Origin of the sequence: Nocardioides sp. PD653-B2, assembly GCF_002117935.1 — a bacterium.
Classification (GTDB): Bacteria; Actinomycetota; Actinomycetes; order Propionibacteriales; family Nocardioidaceae; genus Nocardioides.
Genome location: NZ_BDJE01000051.1, coordinates 105711 through 124669, shown reverse-complemented (window position 1 = coordinate 124669; position 18959 = coordinate 105711). Strand labels below are relative to the sequence as shown.

General features: G+C 71.3%; 21 protein-coding genes and 1 tRNA gene. 12 read left to right on the top strand and 10 right to left on the bottom strand.

The window, feature by feature from the left end:
• The first annotated feature begins 111 nt into the window (after positions 1-111).
• The gene (locus PD653B2_RS21335) at positions 112-1170 is read left to right on the top strand and encodes a PASTA domain-containing protein (protein ID WP_085874423.1); all 1059 of its coding nucleotides are present in this window, start codon (positions 112-114) and stop codon (positions 1168-1170) included.
• Here PD653B2_RS21335 and PD653B2_RS21330 read toward each other — a convergent pair.
• Positions 1152-1433 carry a hypothetical protein gene (locus tag PD653B2_RS21330; protein ID WP_085874422.1) on the bottom strand — a complete coding sequence of 94 codons (282 nt, stop codon included), beginning with the start codon at positions 1431-1433 and terminating at the stop codon, positions 1152-1154. The genes PD653B2_RS21335 and PD653B2_RS21330 overlap by 19 nt on opposite strands.
• Positions 1434-1443: 10 nt before the next feature.
• Entirely contained in the window at positions 1444-3174 is a 1731-nt protein-coding gene (locus PD653B2_RS21325; RefSeq protein WP_207559472.1) for a sodium:solute symporter family protein, read from the bottom strand.
• Positions 3175-3352: 178 nt separating this feature from the next.
• Between PD653B2_RS21325 and PD653B2_RS21320 the strand changes: the two genes are divergently transcribed.
• From PD653B2_RS21320 to PD653B2_RS25200, 3 genes are all read left to right on the top strand, one after another.
• Complete coding sequence (locus PD653B2_RS21320; protein ID WP_085874436.1) at positions 3353-3886, top strand: toxin-antitoxin system HicB family antitoxin; 534 nt, start codon at positions 3353-3355, stop codon at positions 3884-3886.
• Positions 3887-3988: 102 nt separating this feature from the next.
• Positions 3989-4813, top strand: a complete 825-nt coding sequence (locus tag PD653B2_RS21315; protein ID WP_085874420.1) for a DUF4097 family beta strand repeat-containing protein — start codon at positions 3989-3991, stop codon at positions 4811-4813.
• Between the two features lie 43 nt (positions 4814-4856).
• Complete coding sequence (locus PD653B2_RS25200; protein ID WP_165763572.1) at positions 4857-5009, top strand: hypothetical protein; 153 nt, start codon at positions 4857-4859, stop codon at positions 5007-5009.
• A 2-nt stretch (positions 5010-5011) separates the two neighbouring features.
• Here PD653B2_RS25200 and PD653B2_RS21310 read toward each other — a convergent pair whose 3' ends face one another.
• The gene (locus PD653B2_RS21310; RefSeq protein ID WP_242665386.1) at positions 5012-5983 is read right to left on the bottom strand and encodes a siderophore-interacting protein; all 972 of its coding nucleotides are present in this window, start codon (positions 5981-5983) and stop codon (positions 5012-5014) included.
• Positions 5984-6056: 73 nt separating this feature from the next.
• Positions 6057-6632, bottom strand: a complete 576-nt coding sequence (dcd, locus tag PD653B2_RS21305) for a dCTP deaminase (protein WP_085874419.1) — start codon at positions 6630-6632, stop codon at positions 6057-6059.
• A gap of 63 nt (positions 6633-6695) precedes the next feature.
• Here dcd and PD653B2_RS21300 point away from each other — a divergent pair, with 63 nt between their 5' ends.
• From PD653B2_RS21300 to PD653B2_RS21280, 5 genes are all read left to right on the top strand, one after another.
• Positions 6696-7457, top strand: a complete 762-nt coding sequence (locus PD653B2_RS21300) for an SGNH/GDSL hydrolase family protein (RefSeq protein ID WP_085874418.1) — start codon at positions 6696-6698, stop codon at positions 7455-7457.
• Between the two features lie 28 nt (positions 7458-7485).
• Positions 7486-7561, top strand: a tRNA-Gly gene (locus PD653B2_RS21295).
• Between the two features lie 248 nt (positions 7562-7809).
• Complete coding sequence (locus PD653B2_RS21290) at positions 7810-9144, top strand: C39 family peptidase (RefSeq protein ID WP_085874417.1); 1335 nt, start codon at positions 7810-7812, stop codon at positions 9142-9144.
• Positions 9144-10331 carry a hypothetical protein gene (locus tag PD653B2_RS21285; RefSeq protein WP_085874416.1) on the top strand — a complete coding sequence of 396 codons (1188 nt, stop codon included), beginning with the start codon at positions 9144-9146 and terminating at the stop codon, positions 10329-10331. Before PD653B2_RS21290 ends, PD653B2_RS21285 begins: the two co-directional genes overlap by 1 nt.
• A 171-nt stretch (positions 10332-10502) precedes the next feature.
• Positions 10503-11147 (top strand): DUF2461 domain-containing protein, encoded by a 645-nt coding sequence (locus tag PD653B2_RS21280; protein ID WP_085874415.1) that lies wholly within the window; start codon positions 10503-10505, stop codon positions 11145-11147.
• Here the strand turns inward: PD653B2_RS21280 and PD653B2_RS21275 are convergent.
• The 3 genes from PD653B2_RS21275 to PD653B2_RS21265 all read right to left on the bottom strand — a co-directional run bounded on the left by PD653B2_RS21275 (position 11144) and on the right by PD653B2_RS21265 (position 12869).
• Positions 11144-11881 (bottom strand): hypothetical protein, encoded by a 738-nt coding sequence (locus PD653B2_RS21275; RefSeq protein WP_085874414.1) that lies wholly within the window; start codon positions 11879-11881, stop codon positions 11144-11146. The two genes, PD653B2_RS21280 and PD653B2_RS21275, sit on opposite strands and share 4 nt — an antisense overlap.
• Positions 11878-12348 (bottom strand): SigE family RNA polymerase sigma factor, encoded by a 471-nt coding sequence (locus PD653B2_RS21270; RefSeq protein ID WP_085874413.1) that lies wholly within the window; start codon positions 12346-12348, stop codon positions 11878-11880. The genes PD653B2_RS21275 and PD653B2_RS21270 overlap by 4 nt, the downstream gene beginning before the upstream one ends.
• A 68-nt stretch (positions 12349-12416) precedes the next feature.
• Positions 12417-12869, bottom strand: a complete 453-nt coding sequence (locus tag PD653B2_RS21265; protein ID WP_085874412.1) for a nuclear transport factor 2 family protein — start codon at positions 12867-12869, stop codon at positions 12417-12419.
• A 118-nt stretch (positions 12870-12987) separates the two neighbouring features.
• Between PD653B2_RS21265 and PD653B2_RS21260 the strand changes: the two genes are divergently transcribed.
• The gene (locus PD653B2_RS21260; RefSeq protein ID WP_085874411.1) at positions 12988-14106 is read left to right on the top strand and encodes a hypothetical protein; all 1119 of its coding nucleotides are present in this window, start codon (positions 12988-12990) and stop codon (positions 14104-14106) included.
• Between the two features lie 13 nt (positions 14107-14119).
• Here PD653B2_RS21260 and PD653B2_RS21255 read toward each other — a convergent pair whose 3' ends face one another.
• Together PD653B2_RS21255 and PD653B2_RS21250 are read right to left on the bottom strand one after the other, a co-directional pair.
• Complete coding sequence (locus tag PD653B2_RS21255) at positions 14120-14578, bottom strand: RrF2 family transcriptional regulator (RefSeq protein ID WP_085874410.1); 459 nt, start codon at positions 14576-14578, stop codon at positions 14120-14122.
• A gap of 83 nt (positions 14579-14661) precedes the next feature.
• Entirely contained in the window at positions 14662-15573 is a 912-nt protein-coding gene (locus PD653B2_RS21250) for a sulfite exporter TauE/SafE family protein (protein ID WP_085874409.1), read from the bottom strand.
• A gap of 174 nt (positions 15574-15747) precedes the next feature.
• On the opposite strand from PD653B2_RS21250, the gene PD653B2_RS21245 reads away from it, so the two are divergent.
• Together PD653B2_RS21245 and PD653B2_RS21240 are read left to right on the top strand one after the other, a co-directional pair.
• Positions 15748-17619: an acyl-CoA dehydrogenase gene (locus tag PD653B2_RS21245; protein ID WP_085874408.1), complete on the top strand. Its 1872-nt coding sequence runs from the start codon at positions 15748-15750 to the stop codon at positions 17617-17619.
• A gap of 154 nt (positions 17620-17773) precedes the next feature.
• Positions 17774-18004 carry a hypothetical protein gene (locus tag PD653B2_RS21240; RefSeq protein WP_085874407.1) on the top strand — a complete coding sequence of 77 codons (231 nt, stop codon included), beginning with the start codon at positions 17774-17776 and terminating at the stop codon, positions 18002-18004.
• Between the two features lie 7 nt (positions 18005-18011).
• Here the strand turns inward: PD653B2_RS21240 and PD653B2_RS21235 are convergent, their stop codons facing one another.
• Positions 18012-18890 carry a LysR family transcriptional regulator ArgP gene (locus tag PD653B2_RS21235; protein WP_085874406.1) on the bottom strand — a complete coding sequence of 293 codons (879 nt, stop codon included), beginning with the start codon at positions 18888-18890 and terminating at the stop codon, positions 18012-18014.
• Between the last annotated feature and the right edge of the window lie 69 nt (positions 18891-18959).

The following is an 18959-nucleotide window of genomic DNA, read 5'->3' as shown; positions in this document are numbered from 1 at the left end:
ATCCGATCCACCGCACTGTGCATTTCGGCGGGGACGGAACCGGTCGACCTGCTGCTCCCGAAGAAGGAGTGACCCATCCGGTCGTAGCGTGGGCTCCGAACAGGATGAGAGATGGAGCCCAGGGAGTACGTCGACGCCCGGTGGTCCGCACTGGTGCGTGCGGCCGTGCTCCTCGGCGCCTCGGAGGCGGAGGCTCCGGGCCTGGTCCGCCAGGTGCTGGCCGACAACCAGCGCCGGATCCGCCGGGCGAAGGACCCCGACCCCCTCGTGCACCGGGCTCTCGCCGCGGCCATCCCCCACTCCGAGCTGACCCGCTTCGGCGCGGAGCAGGACCTCGAGACCCGGCGCGAGATGCTGATCGAGTTCGACGAGCAACCGATGCCCGCGCCGGTCGGACCGACACCGAGGCCCCAGGGCCGACGGTGGCCCCTCGCCGCGACAGCCGCCGGTGTCCTGCTGCTCGTCGCCGCCCTGGTCGCCACCGTGCTGACGATGCGAGGAGACGACGACCGCCCCGGCGACACGCTGCGTCCCGACCAGGTGCCGTCGCTCTTCGGGTACGACGTCGCCGCGGCCCAGGCGATGCTCAGCCGGCGCGGGCTCGCCGTCACCCTGGAGCCGTTCCGTGCCTGCGAGGTGCAGGACCGTGTCGTCGCGACGGACCCGCCGACCGGCACGACGTACTCCCCCGGCGACCCGATCACCGTCTACACCTCGGTCCCGGCCGACATCACCTGCCTGACCGACTACCAGGACGTCGCCGCCGGGTGGCAGTTCCTCGACTTCGCCAACGACCGCGGGACCGCGCCGCCGTTCGCCGACCGGGTGATCGTCTCCTACTCCGACGGCCCGAGCACGGTTGTGCGGGACGCCGAGGACGCCGCCCAGTGGGAGGACACCCGCGTCCTCTCAGCTCTACGACGGGCCACCGACCGGGTTGCCCTGGTCGACGACGACCCGCTGACCTACGCGCTGCCCACGCTCGACGTCCACGACGCCGCTGCGACGACGGCCGACGGCTGTGGCGCACCCGACGTCGGCGGCTCCGGGCAGGCGCTGTCCGTGATCATCGGCGCACCGGCCGACCGGACCAGCTGCCCGGTCCGGGTCGACCTGTACCGGCACCGCGGCCTGATCGACGCGGTCGTGCTCTACCCCGCGCTGTCCTGACCGTCGGCCGGCTCGTCGGGCACCGCCACCACGACCGGGCGCAGCCGCGCCCAGATCAGGAAGCCGGCGCCGATCACGATCATCACGATCCCGGCCCACAGGTTCGCGTTGACACCCCCGGTCTTGTCGCCCTCCTTGTCACCGAAGATGCCCATCAGGGTGAGGATCACGCCGTAGACGCCGATCAGCCCGCCGATGATGTTGCGGATGTCGAGCGCGCCGGCGGTGTGCTTGCGGCTGCTGGTCGTCGAGGTGTCAGTCATCTCAGCCTCCTCAGAAGATCACGTTCAGGATGATGACCATCACCAGGGCGATGCCGGCCAGGGGGAGCGTCCGTCGGTACCAGGGGTACGACGCCTCGTCGGCGTCGACCAGGTCCTCACGGGGGGTCTCGGAGTAGACGAGGCCACGCAGCTCGGCGGGGTCCCTCGGCTTCGTGACGAGCGAGACGACCACGCTGAGCACGATGTCGACGACGAACGCCGCACCGGCCGCGACGAACGCCGCGCCCTGCCCGCCGATCGGGATGACGCCGGTGCTCCACGAACCGAAGGCGTCCTCGCTGAGGAAGGCCACCGCCACGGCGGACGCCGTACCGGCGACGAGCCCGACCCAACCGGCGGTCGCGCTCATCCGCTTCCAGAACATACCGAGGATGAACGTCGCGAACAGCGGGGCGTTGAAGAACCCGAAGAGCGTCTGCAGGTAGTTCATGATGTTGGAGAAGTTGCTCGCCAGCGTCGCGGTGAAGATCGCGATGGCGGTCGCCGCCACGGTCGCGATCCGCCCGATGCGCAGGTAGTAGTCGTCGTCGCGGTCCTTGACGACGTACTGCTGCACCAGGTCGTAGCTGACGACGGTGTTGAACGCCGAGATGTTCGCGGCCATGCCGGCCATGAAGGCCGCCAGCAGACCGGTGATCGCCAGGCCCAGCAGGCCGTTGGGCAGGACCTCACGCATCAGGTAGAGCAGGGCGTCGTTGAACGCGACCCCCTCTCCCGAGGCACCACCGGCGACCTTCTCCCCGGCCTTGACGTCCGCGATCTCGCCGACGAGCACCGCGGCGATCATGCCCGGGAGGATGGTGATGAACGGGATGAACATCTTCGGGAAGGCGCCGATGATCGGCGTCTTGCGCGCGGACGAGATCGAGTTCGACGCCATCGCCCGCTGCACCTCGACGAAGTTCGTCGTCCAGTAGCCGAAGGACAGCACGAAGCCGAGGCCGAACACGATGCCGATGACCGACAGGAACGACGAGTCGAAGCCGGTCAGCGCCTGGCCGGGCCACGAGTTGAGCTGCTGCGAGGCCGGCGCGACGACGTCCGGGTTGGCACCGGCCGCGTCCTTGATGCCGGACGTGAGCCCGTCCCAGCCGCCGACGCGGTGGAGGCCGATGAGGGTCAGCGGCAGCAGGCCGCCGACGATCACGAAGAACTGCAGCACCTCGTTGTAGATCGCGGCGCTCAGGCCGCCCAGGGTGATGTACGACAGCACGATCACCGCGGCCACGATCAGCGCGACCCAGAGCGGCCAGCCGAGCAGCGCGTGCACGATGCTGCCGAGCAGGAAGAGGTTGATGCCGGCGATCAGCAGCTGGGCGACGGCGAACGAGATCGAGTTGACCAGGTGCGCCCCGGTGCCGAACCGGCGGCGCATGAACTCGGGCACCGAGCGCACCTTGGACCCGTAGTAGAAGGGCATCATCACGACGCCCAGAAAGAGCATCGCGGGGATCGCGCCGACCCAGAAGTAGTGGACGCTCGGCAGGCCGTACTGCGCGCCGTTCGCCGACATGCCCATGATCTCGACGGCGCCGAGGTTGGCGGAGATGAACGCCAGGCCGGTCACCCACGCGGGGAGCGAGCGCCCGGACAGGAAGAAGTCGAGGGAGTCGGACACCTGGCGCTTGGCCATCACGCCGATCCCGATGACGACGCCGAAGTAGAGCGCGATGATCAGGTAGTCGACGGCATGGGCCGAGATGAGGGTGTCACTCGCCAGGACGGTCGGAACCGACATTCATTAGGCCTTTCTCACACCGATCCGGTGGCTGTGCCCGGAAGGACCATCGGACCTCGTGCCCAACGGCCCGGTCGGACAAACCTCGACATCGCATTGACGCCGAGGTGACATCATCGAGTGGTTGACATGACATCATTGTGATGTCATCGTGATGCACATGGACATCACGCCGTACATCGACAGCCTCCGACGCGACCTCGTCGCGGCCGCCGAGGCCGCCGGCCCGGAGGCGCGGGAGGCCACCGAGCGACTCACGTACGCCCTCGATCCAGCTGCCCGACTAGCGCTGATGGAGGCGATCTCCCAGGCCGCCGCCGAGATCACCGCCGAGATGTCGGACGGCGGCGTCGACGTCCGCCTCAACGGCCGCGAGCTCGACTTCGTGGTCCACCAGACGCCGCTCGCGCCGCCCCCGGCACCGCCGACCCCGGCCTCGGCCGAGGAGGTCGACGAGGACGGCAACGTCGCCCGGATCACCCTCCGGATCCCCGAGTCGGTCAAGGCGAAGGCCGAGGAGATGGCGGCGAAGTCGGGGCACTCCCTCAACACCTGGCTGGTCACCGTCGTCCGCGCCGCCACTCGCGACAGCGCGATCAACGTCGACATCGACCTGTCGAGCATCCCCTTCCTGGGCGGCAACGACCTGTTCGGCGACAAGCGAGGCAACCGCCGGATGACCGGCTGGGTCTAGCGACCAGCAGGACCAGACGCAGCACGAGCAGCTCCGGGACCGGCACCAGGCCGGCCCCGTGGACGAGCACACCCCAGAGGCACCAGAGCACGGGAGAGCACCATGACCGAGCACCATTTCGAGACCCACCAGCCCGTCCGGCTCTTCACCGAGATCGGCAAGGGCTCCGTCAAGGTCGAGGCGACCGACACGACCGAGACCCACGTCGCGGTCGCCGGTCGGGACGCCGAGCACGTGGTCGTCCGCCAGGACGGTGACCAGATCACGGTCGTCGCCCCCAAGCAGCGCAGCGGCTTCTTCGGCAACGACAACCAGCTCGACGTCGCCATCACCATCCCGACCGGCAGCATGATCACGATCCGCACCGGCAGCGCGCCGATCGACGTCACCGGCACCGTCAGCGGCGGCGAGGTCAGGTCGGGCTCCGGCGACGTGCGGATCGACACCACCGGCGGCCCGATGGTCGTGCAGACGGGCTCGGGCGACGTCCGGGTCGAGAGCGCCCATGCCGACCTGCGCGTCAAGAGCGGCTCGGGCGACGTGCTCCTGCTCGACGTCACCGCCACCTCGGCGGTCTCCACCGGCTCAGGCGACGTCCGGGTCGGCACCAACCACGGCCCGGTCGTCGTCAAGACCGGCTCCGGTGACCTCGAGGTCCGCGAGGCCGGGGCCGACGTCACGATGAGCACCGGCTCCGGCGACCTCGTCGTCGGAACGGCGCGCCGCGGGCGGCTCACCGCGAAGGGTGCCTCCGGCGACATCCAGGTCGGCATTCCGGCCGGCGTCCCCGTCTGGACCGACATCGCGACCGTGTCCGGCGCGATCCGCTCCACCCTCACCGGGGCCGGCGAGCCCGCCGCGGGCGCCGACCACGTCGAGGTCCGCGCCAAGACCGTCAGCGGCGACGTCGTCCTGACCGAGCTCTGACCTGCCCCCCACCCGGCACGCCCACGCACCGAAGGAGACCGTGATGTACAGCAACGTGGTCATCAACGCCGAGATAGCCCGCCAGGAGCTCGCCGAGCGGATCGCCCGCGCGAGCTCGCCCCGGATGCCCGCCACCGCCCACCGGCACCTGCTCGCGCAGCGGCTGCGCCGGGTCGCCGACAGGATCGACAACTAGCCTCACGACCTCATCGCGACGCCCCGGCGCCAGTAGCCCATGAAGGCGACCTGGCGGCGGTCCACGCCCAGGTCCTTGACCAGCGCGCGACGCAGCGCGGTGACGACGCCGGACTCCCCGGCGATCCAGGCGTAGAGCCCGTCGAGGCGGTGTCCTGAGCCTGGCGAAGGGTCCTGGCCCGCGACGGCCACCGCGGACTCGACCTCCTCGCCGGAGGAGGAGTACGCCGGGGTCTCCCACAGATCGGGGTCGACCTCCTCGGGCTCCACGAGTGGCGCCGGGCCGGCGCCCAGGTGGGCGAGCACCGCCGGGTGCAGCAGGGAGCCGACCGGCTCGCCCTCGCGGGGCAGCCACACGACCTCGACGCCCTCCGGGTGCGGCACGGTCTGCACGTCGGCCGAGGTCGGCACCTCGAGGAACGCCGCACCCGTCGCCGAGACGGGCAGCTGGCCCAGCACCGCACAGATGGCGGGTACGGCGGTCTCGTCGCCGGCCAGCAGCAGACGGCTCGCCGAACCCGGCTCGAACTCGATGCCGCCGTACTCCACGCCGCGCCGGGGCGCCAGCAGCACGACCCGGTCGCCGACCGAGGCGCCGGCGGCCCACGACGAGCCGGGGCCGGCCTCCCCGTCCTCGACGTGGATCACGAAGTCGACGACGAGCCGGGTCGCCGCGCCCTCACCGCGCACCTCGCGCAGCGTGTACGTGCGCATGTGGCCGCGCTCCTCGACCGGGCGCTCCATCCAGGTGCCGAACCACGACTCGTCGGCGCCCGCGAAGGACGGCAGCGGGCCGTCCCCGTCGGGAAAGACCAGCTTGATCCGCTGGTCGTACGACGGCCCGGCGACGCCGAAGTCGGCAAGACAGGCGCCACCGAGCTCGACCCGCACGAAGGACGGCGACAGCCGCTCGACGCGCACCGCCTCGACCTCGTCGAGGATCATCGGCAGCGAGTGGGTGGCGGTCTGGCTCATGGCGCGCCCTTCAGGTGAGGTGGACCTAACTAAGGGTCACCTTACTTGAAGAGTTCGCGGTCCGGACCGCCGCTCAGATCTGCGTGCGGTGGAAGTTCTGGAACGACTTCGACGGGGTCGGACCGCGCTGGCCCTGGTAGCGCGAGCCGTACTTCTCCGAGCCGTAGGGGTGCTCGCTCGACGAGGTGAGGCGGAAGAAGCAGAACTGACCGATCTTCATGCCCGGGTAGAGCTTGATCGGCAGCGTCGCCACGTTGGCGAGCTCGAGCGTCACGTGGCCGGAGAAGCCCGGGTCGACGAAGCCGGCGGTCGCGTGGGTCAGCAGCCCGAGCCGGCCCAGCGACGACTTGCCCTCGACGCGGGCCGCGATGTCGTCGGGCAGCGTCACGACCTCGTAGGTCGAGCCCAGCACGAACTCGCCCGGGTGCAGGATGAACGGCTCGTCGCCCTCCGGCTCGACCTGGCGCGTCAGGTCGGACTGGTCCGCCGCGGGGTCGATGTGCGGGTAGCGATGGTTCTCGAAGACCCGGAAGAACCGGTCCAGCCGCACGTCGATCGACGATGGCTGCAGCATGGCGGGATCCCAGGGGTCCATCGCGATCCGGCCGGCGTCGATCTGGGCCAGGATGTCGCGGTCTGACAGCAGCACGCGCTCAACCTACCGGGCCGCCCCGGCCGTCGGCCCGCTTCTCACGACCAAGACAATGACTCGGTGAGCTTCCACCGCTACGTCGCCCTCGGCGACTCCTTCACCGAGGGTGTCGGCGACCCCGACCCGGCGCGCCCCCACGGGCTGCGCGGGTGGGCCGACCGCGTCGCGGAGGTGCTGGCGACCCAGAGCGACGACTTCGGCTACGCCAACCTGGCGATCCGGGGCCGCAAGCTGCCCGCGATCCTCGACGAGCAGCTCGAGCCGGCACTGGCCCTTCGGCCCGACCTGGTCACGATCTACGCCGGCGCCAACGACATCCTGCGCCCGAAGGTCGACATCGACGCGATCGTGGAGCGCTACGACGAGGCGCTCGGGCGGCTGGCCGGCACCGGCGCCCGGCTGCTCGTCTTCACGGCGTTCGACCCGGGCGGCTCGGCGATCTACCGCCCGCTGCGCGGCCGGTTCGCCCTCTACAACGAGCTGGTCCGCGGTGCCGCCCAGCGCCACGGCGCCGACGTCGTCGACTTCTGGGCCATGCACGAGTACCGCGACTGGCGCTACTGGGACCCCGACCGGATGCACCTCGGCCCGGCCGGTCACCAGCGGATGGCGACCGCGGTCCTCGACACCCTCGGCGTCGCCCACCCGCTCGCCCCGCCGACGTTGGGCGAGCTGCCGACCGCCACCCGCGGCGGGCAGCTCCGCGAGCACGTGACCTGGGTGCGCAGCTCCGCGCTGCCGTGGGTGCACCGCCGCCTCACCGGCCGGTCGTCCGGCGACGGCCTCGACCCGCGCCACCCCACGCTCTCGCGCATCGACTAGGATCTCCGCGTCCCTCCCGCAGGGGCAGGCGGATGTAGCTCAGTTGGTAGAGCGCGACCTTCCCAAGGTCGATGTCGCGAGTTCGAGTCTCGTCATCCGCTCCAGCAGGTCGAGTCGGCGCCACTTTCCACTCAGGACCCGTCGAGTCGGCGCCACTTTCCACTCCGGACCCGTCGAGTCGGCGCTACTTTCCACTCAGGACCCGTCGAGTCGGCACCACTGTCCACTCCCGGGGAGGCGCCGGGAGCCGCGCCTTCGACCACGCGTGGGGCTGATGGTGCGCTTGACTATCCGTGTGACCATTGGGGACAGTGGTTGTGAAGCCTTCCCCGCTCCGTCTCGAGGTCCTCGGATGCACCGCCCCCGCCCGCGCACGATCGCGATCGGCGCACTGGTCCTGCTGCTCGCCGCCGCACCCTTCATCCCCCGCGGTGACGACGACGAGGGGTTCACCCCCTCCGGCGACGGCAAGTACGGCGCCCTCGGCACGTCGACCACGGCCGGCTTCTCCAAGGTCACCCCCGCGATGCAGGCCGAGATCGACCGGGTCGTGGACGCCGGGGGCGCGCTCGGTCGCACCAGCGGCAAGCAGACGCCGGAGCAGCTCGCCGCCGGCCTGGTCCGCTGCGCGGAGTTCGAGGGCCAGCGCTACTGCCTCGGCACCGGCTGGACCGAGGACACCCAGCAGCAGGTGCAGGCCCGGATGGCGACCGCGGCGCGCACCGTCGCGGCCCGCCGCGGCCCCGTCGTCACCACCGGCGACCTCGACGCCCGCGCCGCCCTCGCCCGGATGGCCCGCATGAGCCCCACTGCTCGCGCCGCCGCCGAGCGCGCCGAGCTGACCATGGCGGCCCGCTCGGTCGCCAAGGTCTGGCTGCTGCGCCACGAGATCGAGGGCGTCGCGCTCCCCGCGAACTTCCTCGCCGACCACCCCGAGGCCCGGGCCGTCGCGACCGCGCCCGCCGCGAAGCCGACGACGACCCCGCCCCCGAACACGGCGAGCCCGTCGAAGTCGCCCTCCCCGACGCGCAGCCCGAGCAAGTCGCCGACCCGGACCCCGTCGAAGACGCCCACGGCGACGTCCTCGGCGAACCCGGGCCCGGTGAAGACCCAGGCCGACTACCCGGGTCGGTCCGCGATCCTCGACATCAAGCAGGTCGCCGAGCAGACCCGGACCTACTGGTGCGGACCCACCGCGATGCAGATGATCGCCTGGGGCTGGCGCAACCGCAAGCAGAGCCAGGGGCACTGGGCCCAGCAGCTCGGCACGACCACCAGCGGCACCTCGATCTACGACATGGTGCGCGTGGTCAACAAGAGCACCGGGTGGGACGGCAAGGACCACGCCGGCCCGTACGTCGTGCTCGACATCGGCAAGTACAGCTTCACCCAGTGGGAGCTGCTGATGATGCGACACATCCACGACTACCAGGCCCCGGTCGTGCTGCACCCGATCCTGCTCAAGCAGTTCTACCCCTACCTCGACGACGACGCCTCCGGTCACTTCCAGGTGGGCCGTGGCTACGCCAAGAACGGCGACAAGCCCGACGCGCTCAGCTACTTCGAGCCGTGGAACCAGCACCGCTTCGACCCGTCCGAGCCGACCATCGCGCGCGTGCAGTGGCGCAGCGCCTACAAGAGCTACCGCGGCAACCAGGCCCACTACGCCCACAACGTCGGGGTCTGATGCGTCGGCCGACGTACGCCGTGCGGGCCGGACTGCCGCTCGCGCTGGCACTCGCGCTGGCACTCACGCTGGCACTCACGCTGGCAGCCTGCGGCAGCGACGACCCGGCCGCCGACCCCGAGCCGACCAGCTCCCCCACGACGTCGTCGGCACCCGCGAGCACCCCTCCGAGCTCTCCGAGCGACTCGCCCACCACCTCGGACGCCCCGACCCTCCCCGAGGGCGGCCCGGCCGACGAGCCGGTCGCGGCGACTCCGACCGACGCGCTGCTCGACTGGGAGCCCGCGCCCGGACCGGTCCGCGACTCCGTGACCCGCAACGGCTCGGGCTGGTCGCTGACCGTGACCCGCAGCGGCGGCAGCTACGCGCTCGACGGTCCCGACGGATCGTCCGGTGGCGCCCGCTCGGGCACCCGCGTGTCCGACGCGCTGATCGACGACGACTGGGCGGTGGTCGTCCTCCAGGACCAGGCCGAGCAGCGGCCCAGCTCCGCCGAGGTCACCGACCTCGCCACCGGCACGAGCTTCACGATCGACGGGAGGTCCGACGTCCCGACCACCACCGGCGGCACCTGGGCCCTCGGCGAGGGCCGGGTGCTGTACGCGACCTACGGCCCGGGTCGCGCCTACTGCCTGGCCGCCCTCGACCTGGCGACCCAGAGGTCCACCCGGGGCTGGTGCGCCGAGAAGCGACAGGGCTTCAACGGCGCCCACATCACGCCCGCCGGCGACGCGCTGCAGACCTTCGACGACTCCGCGCCGGCCTGCCGGACCCTGGTCTCGGTCAGCGGCGACCAGGCCACCCCGTTCGAGGGCGTGCCGGACTGCTCGGGCTGGGACGGCCAGGTCACCGACGACGGTGCGGTCTGGTCGGTCATCCCGAAGGAGAACCAGGTCGAGAACGCCCACTTCTACGCACGCGTCGGCGACGGCTACTACGACCTCGGCCCCGGCACGTCGGGCACGCTCACCTGGTGCGGCGGGGCTTCGTACTTCGTGCGCGACCCCCAGCGCGAGGGTGAGCCGGCCGCGCTGATGCGCTGGTCGGCCGACGACGGGCTCGCCGTGGTGTACGAGTCGCCCGGCGGTCAGGCGTTCCTCGGCGAACCGCGCTGCGGCGGGTCGACGATGACCGTCACCGCCCTCGCCGAGGGCGGCGACGAGCAGGTCACCGCCGCACTCTCCTGAGCCCGTCCGGACTCGTCCGGAAATATTCGAAACGGCCGTCACGCCCGCTCCCCTGCTGCGTTGAACCTCTGTCGGACCGTGGGGATCCGACGCACGGATGGGGTGGCGGCGTTGCAGCGGGCGTCGCCACCTCTCCGGCGCGAGCCCGCCGGCCCTCGTACGCTGGCCCTCGTGACGTTCACCGGCTTCCCCGTCGCCGCCCTCGACTTCTACGACGACCTCGAGGTCGACAACACCCGGGCCTTCTGGGAGAAGCACAAGGACGTCTACGCCGAGGCGGTGAAGGCGCCGATGACCGCACTCTGCGACGCCCTGGTGCCCGAGTTCGCCCCCGACGGACAGACCGCGAAGATCTTCCGGCCCTACCGCGACGTGCGGTTCGCGAAGGACAAGACGCCGTACAAGACCCACCAGGGCGCGTTCGTCCGGGTCGGCGAGGCGACGGGCTGGTACGTCGAGGTCTCGCCGCGCGGGGTCCGCACCGGCGCCGGCTTCTACGAGGCCAGCGGCCCGCGGCTCGCGGCGTTCCGCGCGGCGGTGGCCCACGACCGGTTCGGCCCGGAGCTCGAGAAGATCCTGAAGGCCCTGAGGAAGAAGGACTTCGAGATCGGCGGCGACCGGCTCAAGACCTCCCCGCGCGGCTACGACGCCGACCACCCGCGGATCGAGCTGCTGCGGCACCGGTCCCTCACCGCCGGCCACCAGCTCGGCTTCGAGCCCGTGATCCACACGCCCGACCTGCTCGACCTGGTCCGCGACGACTGGCGCGCGCTGCGCCCGCTCGTCGAGTGGGTCGCCGCGCACACGAGCGTCTAGGAGTACCAGGCGTCGCTCATCGCGATGTCGGTCAGCATCGCGAGGCTGAGCGGCGGCTCCGCGGTCAACGGGGCGACGTCCTTGCCCTCGGCGGCGTTGTACGACAGCACGCTCACGATGTAGCCGTGCCGCCAGACGGCGACACCCTGCGCCGTCACGCGGTCGGCCGTGGTGGGTCCCCAGACCAGGGTCTCCATGCCGTCGACGACTGTGCAGCTGCCGTCCGGGCCGCTCTGCTCCTGGCAGCTGGCCATGCTGCGCGCCGGCGCGATCACGAAGGTCGCGAGGGTGCCCTGGTAGCGAAAGTGCAGGACCCGGTCGTACCGGCCGCTCACCACCGAGTACGGCGGCTCCCTCAGGATCGGGCCGACCTCACCGGGGAGCATGGCCGCGAGCTGGTCACGGATGCCGTCCGGCCCGAGCGCCAGGGCGGCGTCCGGAGCCGGCGGGGCATCGCGCTCGCCGGCCGCGGTCGGCTTCGGCGTCACCGTCCCCGAGGGCGCACCCGCCGGGTCAGTCACCGTGCTGTCGCCGGGGCGCTGGTGGAGCTGGGTGGCGACCAGTCCCGCGCCGACCACGCCGACGACCGCCACCGCCGCGAACGCGGTGCCGGCGCGGCGGCGGCGCAGCTTCGTCCGCCCCCGGGCGGCCCCTCCGGCGACCAGCTCGGCGACCTCGGGGCGCAGTCCCGAACCGGCCCGCTCCAGCAGTGCGGTGATCTCGTGGTCGTTCATCGTGGCGTCCTCTCCCGCGCGCGCTCGAGGGCGCGCATGCTCCGGTTCTTCACCGCACCGGGGCTGAGCCCGAGGCGTCGGGCGACGTCCTCCACGGAGAGGTCGTCGCTGTAACGAAGCACCAGCACGGCTCGGTCGAGCGGCGCCAGCCCGGCGAGGACGTCCTGCAGGACGATCCGCAGGTCGCTCGCCGCGGCTGGGTCCGACCCGACCTGGTCCGGCAGGTCGGCGTACGGCAGCTCGTGGTTGCTCTTCCGTCTCCGTTGGCTGAGGAACGTGCGGACCAGCGTGGTCTGGGCGTACGCCGCGGGGTTGTCGATCCGCTTCCACTTCACGAAGACCTTGGCCAGCGTCTCCTGGACCAGGTCCTCCGCGCCGTGCCGGTCACCGCACAGCAGCCACGCCGAGCGGTAGAGCTGGGGGGTGCGCGCGACCGCGAACTCCTCGTACTCCTGGTCCGTCGTCATCTCGCTCCTGCGGGTCGGGCGGGTGCGGTGGTGCTCCACCCTCTAGGACGCACGCGGGAGCGAAACGGTCACACCTTCGTGTACGACGCCATCGTCCGCTCGGGCTCCCAGAAGGCCTTCATCGACGCGACCCGGCCGTCGTCGTTCACGACGTACACCATGATCAGGTCGGTGACGGTGTGGCTGCCGTCGGGGAAGGACGTCTTGATCCGGCCGACGTTCGCGCACGTGTTGCTGCCCGGGTTGGCGAACGACTCGTAGATCTCGAACTCGAACTTCTCGATCGGCTCGATCGCCAGCTTCCAGAAGGCGGCGATGCCCTCGTGGCCGCGGTGCCCCTTGCCGTCCGGGTCGAACATCGACGGGCCGACGGGATCCTCGAGCACCGCGTCCTCGGCGTAGACGGTCAGCCAGGCGGCCAGGTCGCCCTGGGCGACGGCGGAGTAGGAGCGCTGGGACGCGGCGCGCGCCGGGTGGTCGTCGTTCGCGGCCGTCCAGGTGATGGCGTCGGAGCTGATCATGGCCGCATCCTAGGCGCCGTACTGGAACACGTTCTAGGTACCGGCGGGCGTGACCACCGAAATCTCTCGTCCACGCCTCGTTCACCGCCCATCCGCCCGCGGCTGCCACGGTGGCGCCATGGGACGACGGACGGCATGTCTGCACATCGGGCTCCCCCGCAGCGGGGGCGCCTTCCTCGACTCCGCGCTGGCCGAGCACGCCGAGGCACTCCAGGCTGCGGGGCTGCGGCACCCGGCGATGTCCGCGGAGCAGATGTTCCGCGCCGCGATCGAGATCCGTCGTGACCACCGGGCCTGGGGCTACGAACGCCGCGAGGTCGAGGGCTCGTGGGCGGAGATCTGCCGGCGGGCCCGGAAGGGCAAGGGCGACGTGGTGCTCAGCCAGGAGCTGTTCGCGGCCGCCACGCCGCCGCAGATCGACCTGCTCCTGGACGCCCTCCACGGCTTCGACATCCAGCTCGTCGTGACGGCCCGCGACCCGGGCACCCAGCTGGTCGCGGCCTGGGCGGGCTCCGTCGAGGCCGGGCGTTCGGTGTCGTTCTCCCGGTTCTGCCAGCGGGTGATGGACCCCGCCCGCGAGCACGACCAGGCGCAGCGCTTCTGGGCCGGCCAGGACCTCAGCACCGTCCTGGGACGGTGGACTGCGGCGGTCGGCGGACCGCAGCGGGTGCACGTGATCGCCGTGCCGCCGGACCCCGGCGACGCCCGCGAGGAGATCTGGTCGGCGCTCGGCGAGATCGCGGGCTTCGACGCGACCCGGCTCCCCCTCGCGCTCGACACGTCCTCGGGCCCGAACCCGACCACGATCGCCGTCCTGCGCCAGGTCAATCGTGCCGTCGACGGCCGGCTGCCCGGCCGGACGCACCGGACCGTCGTACGCCGCTACCTGTCGGAGGGCTCGGCCCCCCACGTGCCGGCGCCCACCCTCCCGCCGGACCTGCACGCGACGCTGCTCGCGCTCGGTGAGCGCTGGCGCAAGGACCTGGCCGACGGCGGGTACGACGTGCACGGGGACACCGCCGACCTGCTGCCGGCGACGCCGGAGCCGACGGCGGCCCAGCCCGACGACGTCCCGGTCGAGGAGCGGCTGACGGCCGCGACCGACGTGCTCGCGAACGTGCTCGTCGAGGTCGCCCGCCTGCGTGAGCACAACCAGGCGCTCGAGGGGCGCAACACGAAGCTCGAGAAGAAGCGGAAGAAGCTGAAGAGCCGGCTGGCGGACGCGGAGACGCGTTAGCGGCTCCGCATGGTCAGTGCGGCTGCCATGCGTCCTCGTCGGCGGTGCGCGAGGTCACCGCGGGCGGGAGCTTGTGGTCGGCCAGGTCCTGGATCGAGACCTGCTCGAAGACGTCGCGCAGCGAGCGGCGCGCCGCGATCCACACGTGCTGGAGCACGTCGGCGGTCTCGTTGTAGGTGACCGCCTCGGGACGCAGCCCGTAGACGGAGACCAGCGGGCCGTCGACGGCGCGGATCACGTCGGCGACGGAGACGTCACTGGCGGCCCGGCCCATGCGCCACCCACCGGACTGGCCGCGTTGCGACATCACGACCCCGGACCGGCGCAGGTCGGCCAGGATCGCCTGGAGGAACCCGTGGGGGATGTCCTGGAGCCGGCCGAGCTCCTCCGCGCTCACGGCACGACCGTCCTCGCGCGACGCCATCTCGATCAGCGCACGGAGGGCGTAGTCGGACTTGGCGGAAACTCGCATGCGTCCAGTGTGTCAGATGTGTCGACTTGTTCACTCGACCTTGGCGCCCTTGTGGCGGCGGGTCACGCCGACGCGGCGGCGGGTCACGCCGACGCGGTGGCGTGACCGCGGACCCGGTCCTGAGGACGATCGCCGCCTCCTTCGCGCTCGGCCTGCTCGAGCTTGACGGCGTATGCGATCCACAGCACCCAGAGCGTGAACACGACCGAGGCGAGCAGCGCGATGGTGATGCCGGGGACGCCGGCCTGCTCGGCCAGGGTCTTGAGGTTGGTCAGCACGATGACCCCGCCGGCGGCGACGCCGAGCACCCGGGGCGGCAGGAAGCGGACCAGGGTCGCCGCGATCGGGGCGGCGACGGTGCCGCCGACCAGCAGAGCCGCGGCGAACGCCCAGTTGATGCCCTGGGTCCCGAGCGCGAGCAGGAAGCCGAGCGAGGCGCCGAGGGTGACGACGAACTCGGCGGTGTCGACCGACCCGACGACCTTGCGGGGCTCGAGCCGGCCCGACGAGAGCATCGTGGTCGTGCCGACCGGCCCCCACCCGCCGCCGCCGATCGCGTCGATCACGCCGGCGAAGAGGCCCATCGGCGCGAGGAAGCGACGTGACGGGCGCGGGTCGAAGCGCAGCGTGTGCATCGAGAGGAAGCGCCAGGTGACGTAGCCGCCGAGCGCGAGCAGGATCGCGGCCACGACCGGTACGGCGACGGCGGCGTCGAGGTCGACCAACACGGTGGCGCCCGCGAAGGCACCCACGAAGCCGGGCAGCGCGAGGATCGAGACCGTGCGCCAGTCGACGTTGCCGAGGGCGTGGTGGGAGATGCCGGACACCAGCGAGGTGCCGATCTCCGAGAAGTGGATCGCGGCGGAGGCGGCCGCGGGGCCGAGGCCGCCGGCGACCAGCAGCGTCGCCGAGGTCACGCCGTACCCCATCCCGAGCGAGCCGTCGACCAGCTGGGCGGCCAGGCCGACCAGGGCGAGTAGCACGAGCTTGCGCATGTCGCGTCACCTCGATGAATTATCTCTAGTGACTTTATAGTCAATCCTGGACGCCCGGGTGTCAACCGTCCGGGCTCTCCCGTCCACCGGACGTCGGTCACACCGTCTTGCTGGGTTACTGACCAGTACGTATCATGGAAGTTACCGACCAGTACGCAACGCGAAGGTGGGGCCGTGAGCCACTACAAGAGCAACATCCGCGACATCGAGTTCAACCTGTTCGAGGTGCTCGGCCGTGACGAGGTCCTCGGCAGCGGCCCGTTCGGCGAGGTCGATGGCGAGACCGCCCGATCGATCCTGGCCGAGGTCGACCGGCTGGCCCGCGAGGACCTGGCGGCGTCGTTCGTCGACGCCGACCGCAACCCGCCGGTCTTCGACCCCACGACCAACACCGCCCCGCTCCCGGAGCCCTTCAAGAAGAGCTACCAGGCCTGGATGGACGCCGAGTACTGGCGACTGACCACGATGGCCGAGCTCGGCGGCACCCCCGCCCCGGCCAGCTTCTGCTGGGCCATGGGCGAGCTGGTGCTCGGCGCCAACCCGGCGATCTGGATGTACGGCGCGGAGCCGATGTTCGCCGGCGTGATCCAGCGCAACGGCAACGAGCGCGACCAGAAGATCGCCCAGCTGATGATCGACAAGGGCTGGGTCACCACGATGGTGCTCACCGAGCCCGACGCGGGCTCCGACGTCGGCGCCGGTCGCAGCAAGGCCACCCCGAACGACGACGGCACCTGGAACATCGAGGGCGTCAAGCGGTTCATCACCTCGGCCGAGTCCGACCTGAGCGACAACGTCATCCACATGGTGCTCGCGCGCCCGGTGGGCGTCGAGGGCGCGGGCGGTCCGGGCACCAAGGGCCTGAGCCTCTTCATCGTCCCCAAGTTCCACTTCGACCTCGAGACCGGTGAGCTCGGCGAGCGCAACGGCGCCTACGTCACCAACGTCGAGCACAAGATGGGCATCAAGGTCTCCAACACCTGCGAGGTCACCTTCGGCGACCCGTCCGTGGGTGGCGGCGAGCCGGCCGTCGGCTACCTCCTGGGCGAGGTCCACAACGGCATCGCGCAGATGTTCCAGGTCATCGAGAACGCCCGGATGATGGTCGGCACCAAGGCCATCGCCACGCTGTCGACCGGCTACCTGAACGCGCTCGACTACGCCAAGGAGCGGGTCCAGGGCGCCGACCTCGCGCAGTCGGCCGACAAGACCGCGCCGCGCGTGACGATCACCCACCACCCCGACGTACGCCGCTCGCTGATGACGCAGAAGTCGTTCGCCGAGGCGATGCGGGCCCTGGTGCTCTACACGGCGTCGTGGCAGGACCGGGTCCAGATCGCCGAGCACCACGGCGAGCGCGACGAGCTGGCCGAGAAGGTCAACGACCTGCTGCTCCCGATCGTGAAGGGCTACGGCTCGGAGCGCTCGTGGGTGCTGCTCGGCACCGAGTCGCTCCAGACGTTCGGCGGCTCCGGCTTCCTGCAGGAGTACCCGATCGAGCAGTACGTCCGCGACGCGAAGATCGACACCCTCTACGAGGGCACCACCGCGATCCAGGGCCAGGACTTCTTCTTCCGCAAGATCGTCAAGGACCAGGGCAAGGCGCTGGGCCACCTCGCGGGCGAGATCCAGTCCTTCATCGACAGCGAGGCCGGCAACGGCCGCCTGAAGGTCGAGCGCCAGCTGCTCGCCACCGCGCTCGAGGACGCCAACGCCATCGTCGGCGCGATGATCAACGACCTGATGTCGGCCGACGCGTCGGCCGAGGGCGGCGACATCCGCAACATCTACAAGGTCGGGCTCAACACGAGCCGCCTGCTGATGGTGCTCGGCGACGTCGTCTGCGGCTGGCTGCTGCTGCGCCAGGCCGAGGTCGCGCTCGAGAAGCTCGGCGGCGACCCGGGCAAGGACAAGGCCTTCTACGAGGGCAAGGTCGCCGCGGCCCAGTTCTTCGCGCAGAACCTGCTGCCGAAGATCTCCGCCGAGCGGGCCATCGCCGAGTCGGTGGACCTGTCGCTGATGGACCTCGACGAGAGCTCCTTCTGACCCTGACCCGTCGTCAAGTCACGCTGAGAGGGCGTCGACCCGTCGTTCCTGAACGACGGGTCGACGCCTTCTTCGTGTGTTCTAGCGACGGGTCAGCGTCACTGGAGCGCAGGCCCGGTGTTTCGGGCGCGGGCCGGACGGGCACATAGCGCTCATGGGTATCGGAGTCGGCATCGTCCTCATCGTCCTCGGCCTGATCGGGGTGACCGGCGCGGTCACGCTTCCCGACGGCATCGAGGACAACGTCGCAGGTGACACGCTCGGCTGGATCTTCCTCGTGGTGGGGATCCTGGCGATCATCCTCTCGCTGGTGATCAACCAGCAGCGCCAGAAGGCGACGTACGTCGAGGAGCGCCGCACGGAGCCGCGCCCGCCCGTCCAGTGACGCTGCCCTACTGACGCAGGCTCGCCCGCGCCGCCGCACGGACCTCGTCGGTGAGCCGGTCGAGCACCGGCGAGTCGAGACGCCAGCGCTGCCAGTGCAACGCGACGTCGAGGTGCGCCCGGCCGCCGAGCGGCACCAGCAGCCCCGCGCGGACGTCGGGTCGCAGCTGGGGCTCCGGGATCATCCCCCAGCCGAGACCGAGCCGGACCGCCTCGTGGAAGTCGGCCGAGGTCGGCACCCGGTGCACCACGGGCGGTTCGCCGACGCCGCGGGCCGTGAGCACCTCGTGCTGCAGCGCGTCCTTCTCGTTGAACACCACCAGCGGCATCGCCGCCCAGTCGTGGCCGCGGCCCTGTCTCCACCGCTCGGCGAACGCGGGGGCCGCCGCCGGCAGGTAGCGCAGGGTGCCGAGCAGCTCGACCGAGCAGCCCTGGACGGCGGCCGGCTCGGAGGTCACCGCGGCGAGCACGTCGCCGCCACGCAGCAGGCCGGCCGAGAACGCCTGGTCCTCGACGTGCAGCCGCAGCGCCACGTCCGGCCACCCGGCGACCGCACCGACCACGTCGCGGAACCAGGTCGCCAGGGAGTCCGCGTTGACCGCCACGGGCAGGTCGACGGTCGAGCGATGACCGTCGGCGAGCGCGTCGCGCACCTCGTCGTACAGGAGCTGCGTCTGGCGGGCCAGGCGCAGCAGGACCTCCCCGGCGGCCGTGGGCCGGCACGGCGTCGTGCGCTGGACCACCACCCGGCCGACGGCCGACTCGAGGGCGCGGATCCGCTGGCTCACCGCGGACGGGGTGACATGCAGGTGCCGGGCCGCGGCTTCGAACGTGCCCTGGTCGGCGATGGCGACCAGGGCGGCCAGCTGCGAAGGCGCGAGGTCCATGTAGCGATGCTAATGGTTCTGTAGATTCTTTCGCTGGCCTTCATCGCGACCGACGCCCTAGCGTGGCCG

Coding starts and splice junctions, on each gene's coding strand:
- PD653B2_RS21315 (WP_085874420.1), top strand. CDS start 3,989: ATGACCGAGCACCATTTCGAGACCCACCAGCCCGTCCGGCTCTTCACC.
- PD653B2_RS21240 (WP_085874407.1), top strand. CDS start 17,774: ATGGGTATCGGAGTCGGCATCGTCCTCATCGTCCTCGGCCTGATCGGG.
- PD653B2_RS25200 (WP_165763572.1), top strand. CDS start 4,857: ATGTACAGCAACGTGGTCATCAACGCCGAGATAGCCCGCCAGGAGCTC.
- PD653B2_RS21335 (WP_085874423.1), top strand. CDS start 112: ATGGAGCCCAGGGAGTACGTCGACGCCCGGTGGTCCGCACTGGTGCGT.
- PD653B2_RS21255 (WP_085874410.1), bottom strand. CDS start 14,578: ATGCGAGTTTCCGCCAAGTCCGACTACGCCCTCCGTGCGCTGATCGAG.
- PD653B2_RS21285 (WP_085874416.1), top strand. CDS start 9,144: ATGCGTCGGCCGACGTACGCCGTGCGGGCCGGACTGCCGCTCGCGCTG.
- PD653B2_RS21330 (WP_085874422.1), bottom strand. CDS start 1,433: ATGACTGACACCTCGACGACCAGCAGCCGCAAGCACACCGCCGGCGCG.
- PD653B2_RS21320 (WP_085874436.1), top strand. CDS start 3,353: ATGGACATCACGCCGTACATCGACAGCCTCCGACGCGACCTCGTCGCG.
- PD653B2_RS21290 (WP_085874417.1), top strand. CDS start 7,810: ATGCACCGCCCCCGCCCGCGCACGATCGCGATCGGCGCACTGGTCCTG.
- PD653B2_RS21310 (WP_242665386.1), bottom strand. CDS start 5,983: ATGAGCCAGACCGCCACCCACTCGCTGCCGATGATCCTCGACGAGGTC.
- PD653B2_RS21270 (WP_085874413.1), bottom strand. CDS start 12,348: ATGACGACGGACCAGGAGTACGAGGAGTTCGCGGTCGCGCGCACCCCC.
- PD653B2_RS21235 (WP_085874406.1), bottom strand. CDS start 18,890: ATGGACCTCGCGCCTTCGCAGCTGGCCGCCCTGGTCGCCATCGCCGAC.
- PD653B2_RS21265 (WP_085874412.1), bottom strand. CDS start 12,869: ATGATCAGCTCCGACGCCATCACCTGGACGGCCGCGAACGACGACCAC.
- PD653B2_RS21260 (WP_085874411.1), top strand. CDS start 12,988: ATGGGACGACGGACGGCATGTCTGCACATCGGGCTCCCCCGCAGCGGG.
- PD653B2_RS21250 (WP_085874409.1), bottom strand. CDS start 15,573: ATGCGCAAGCTCGTGCTACTCGCCCTGGTCGGCCTGGCCGCCCAGCTG.
- PD653B2_RS21275 (WP_085874414.1), bottom strand. CDS start 11,881: ATGAACGACCACGAGATCACCGCACTGCTGGAGCGGGCCGGTTCGGGA.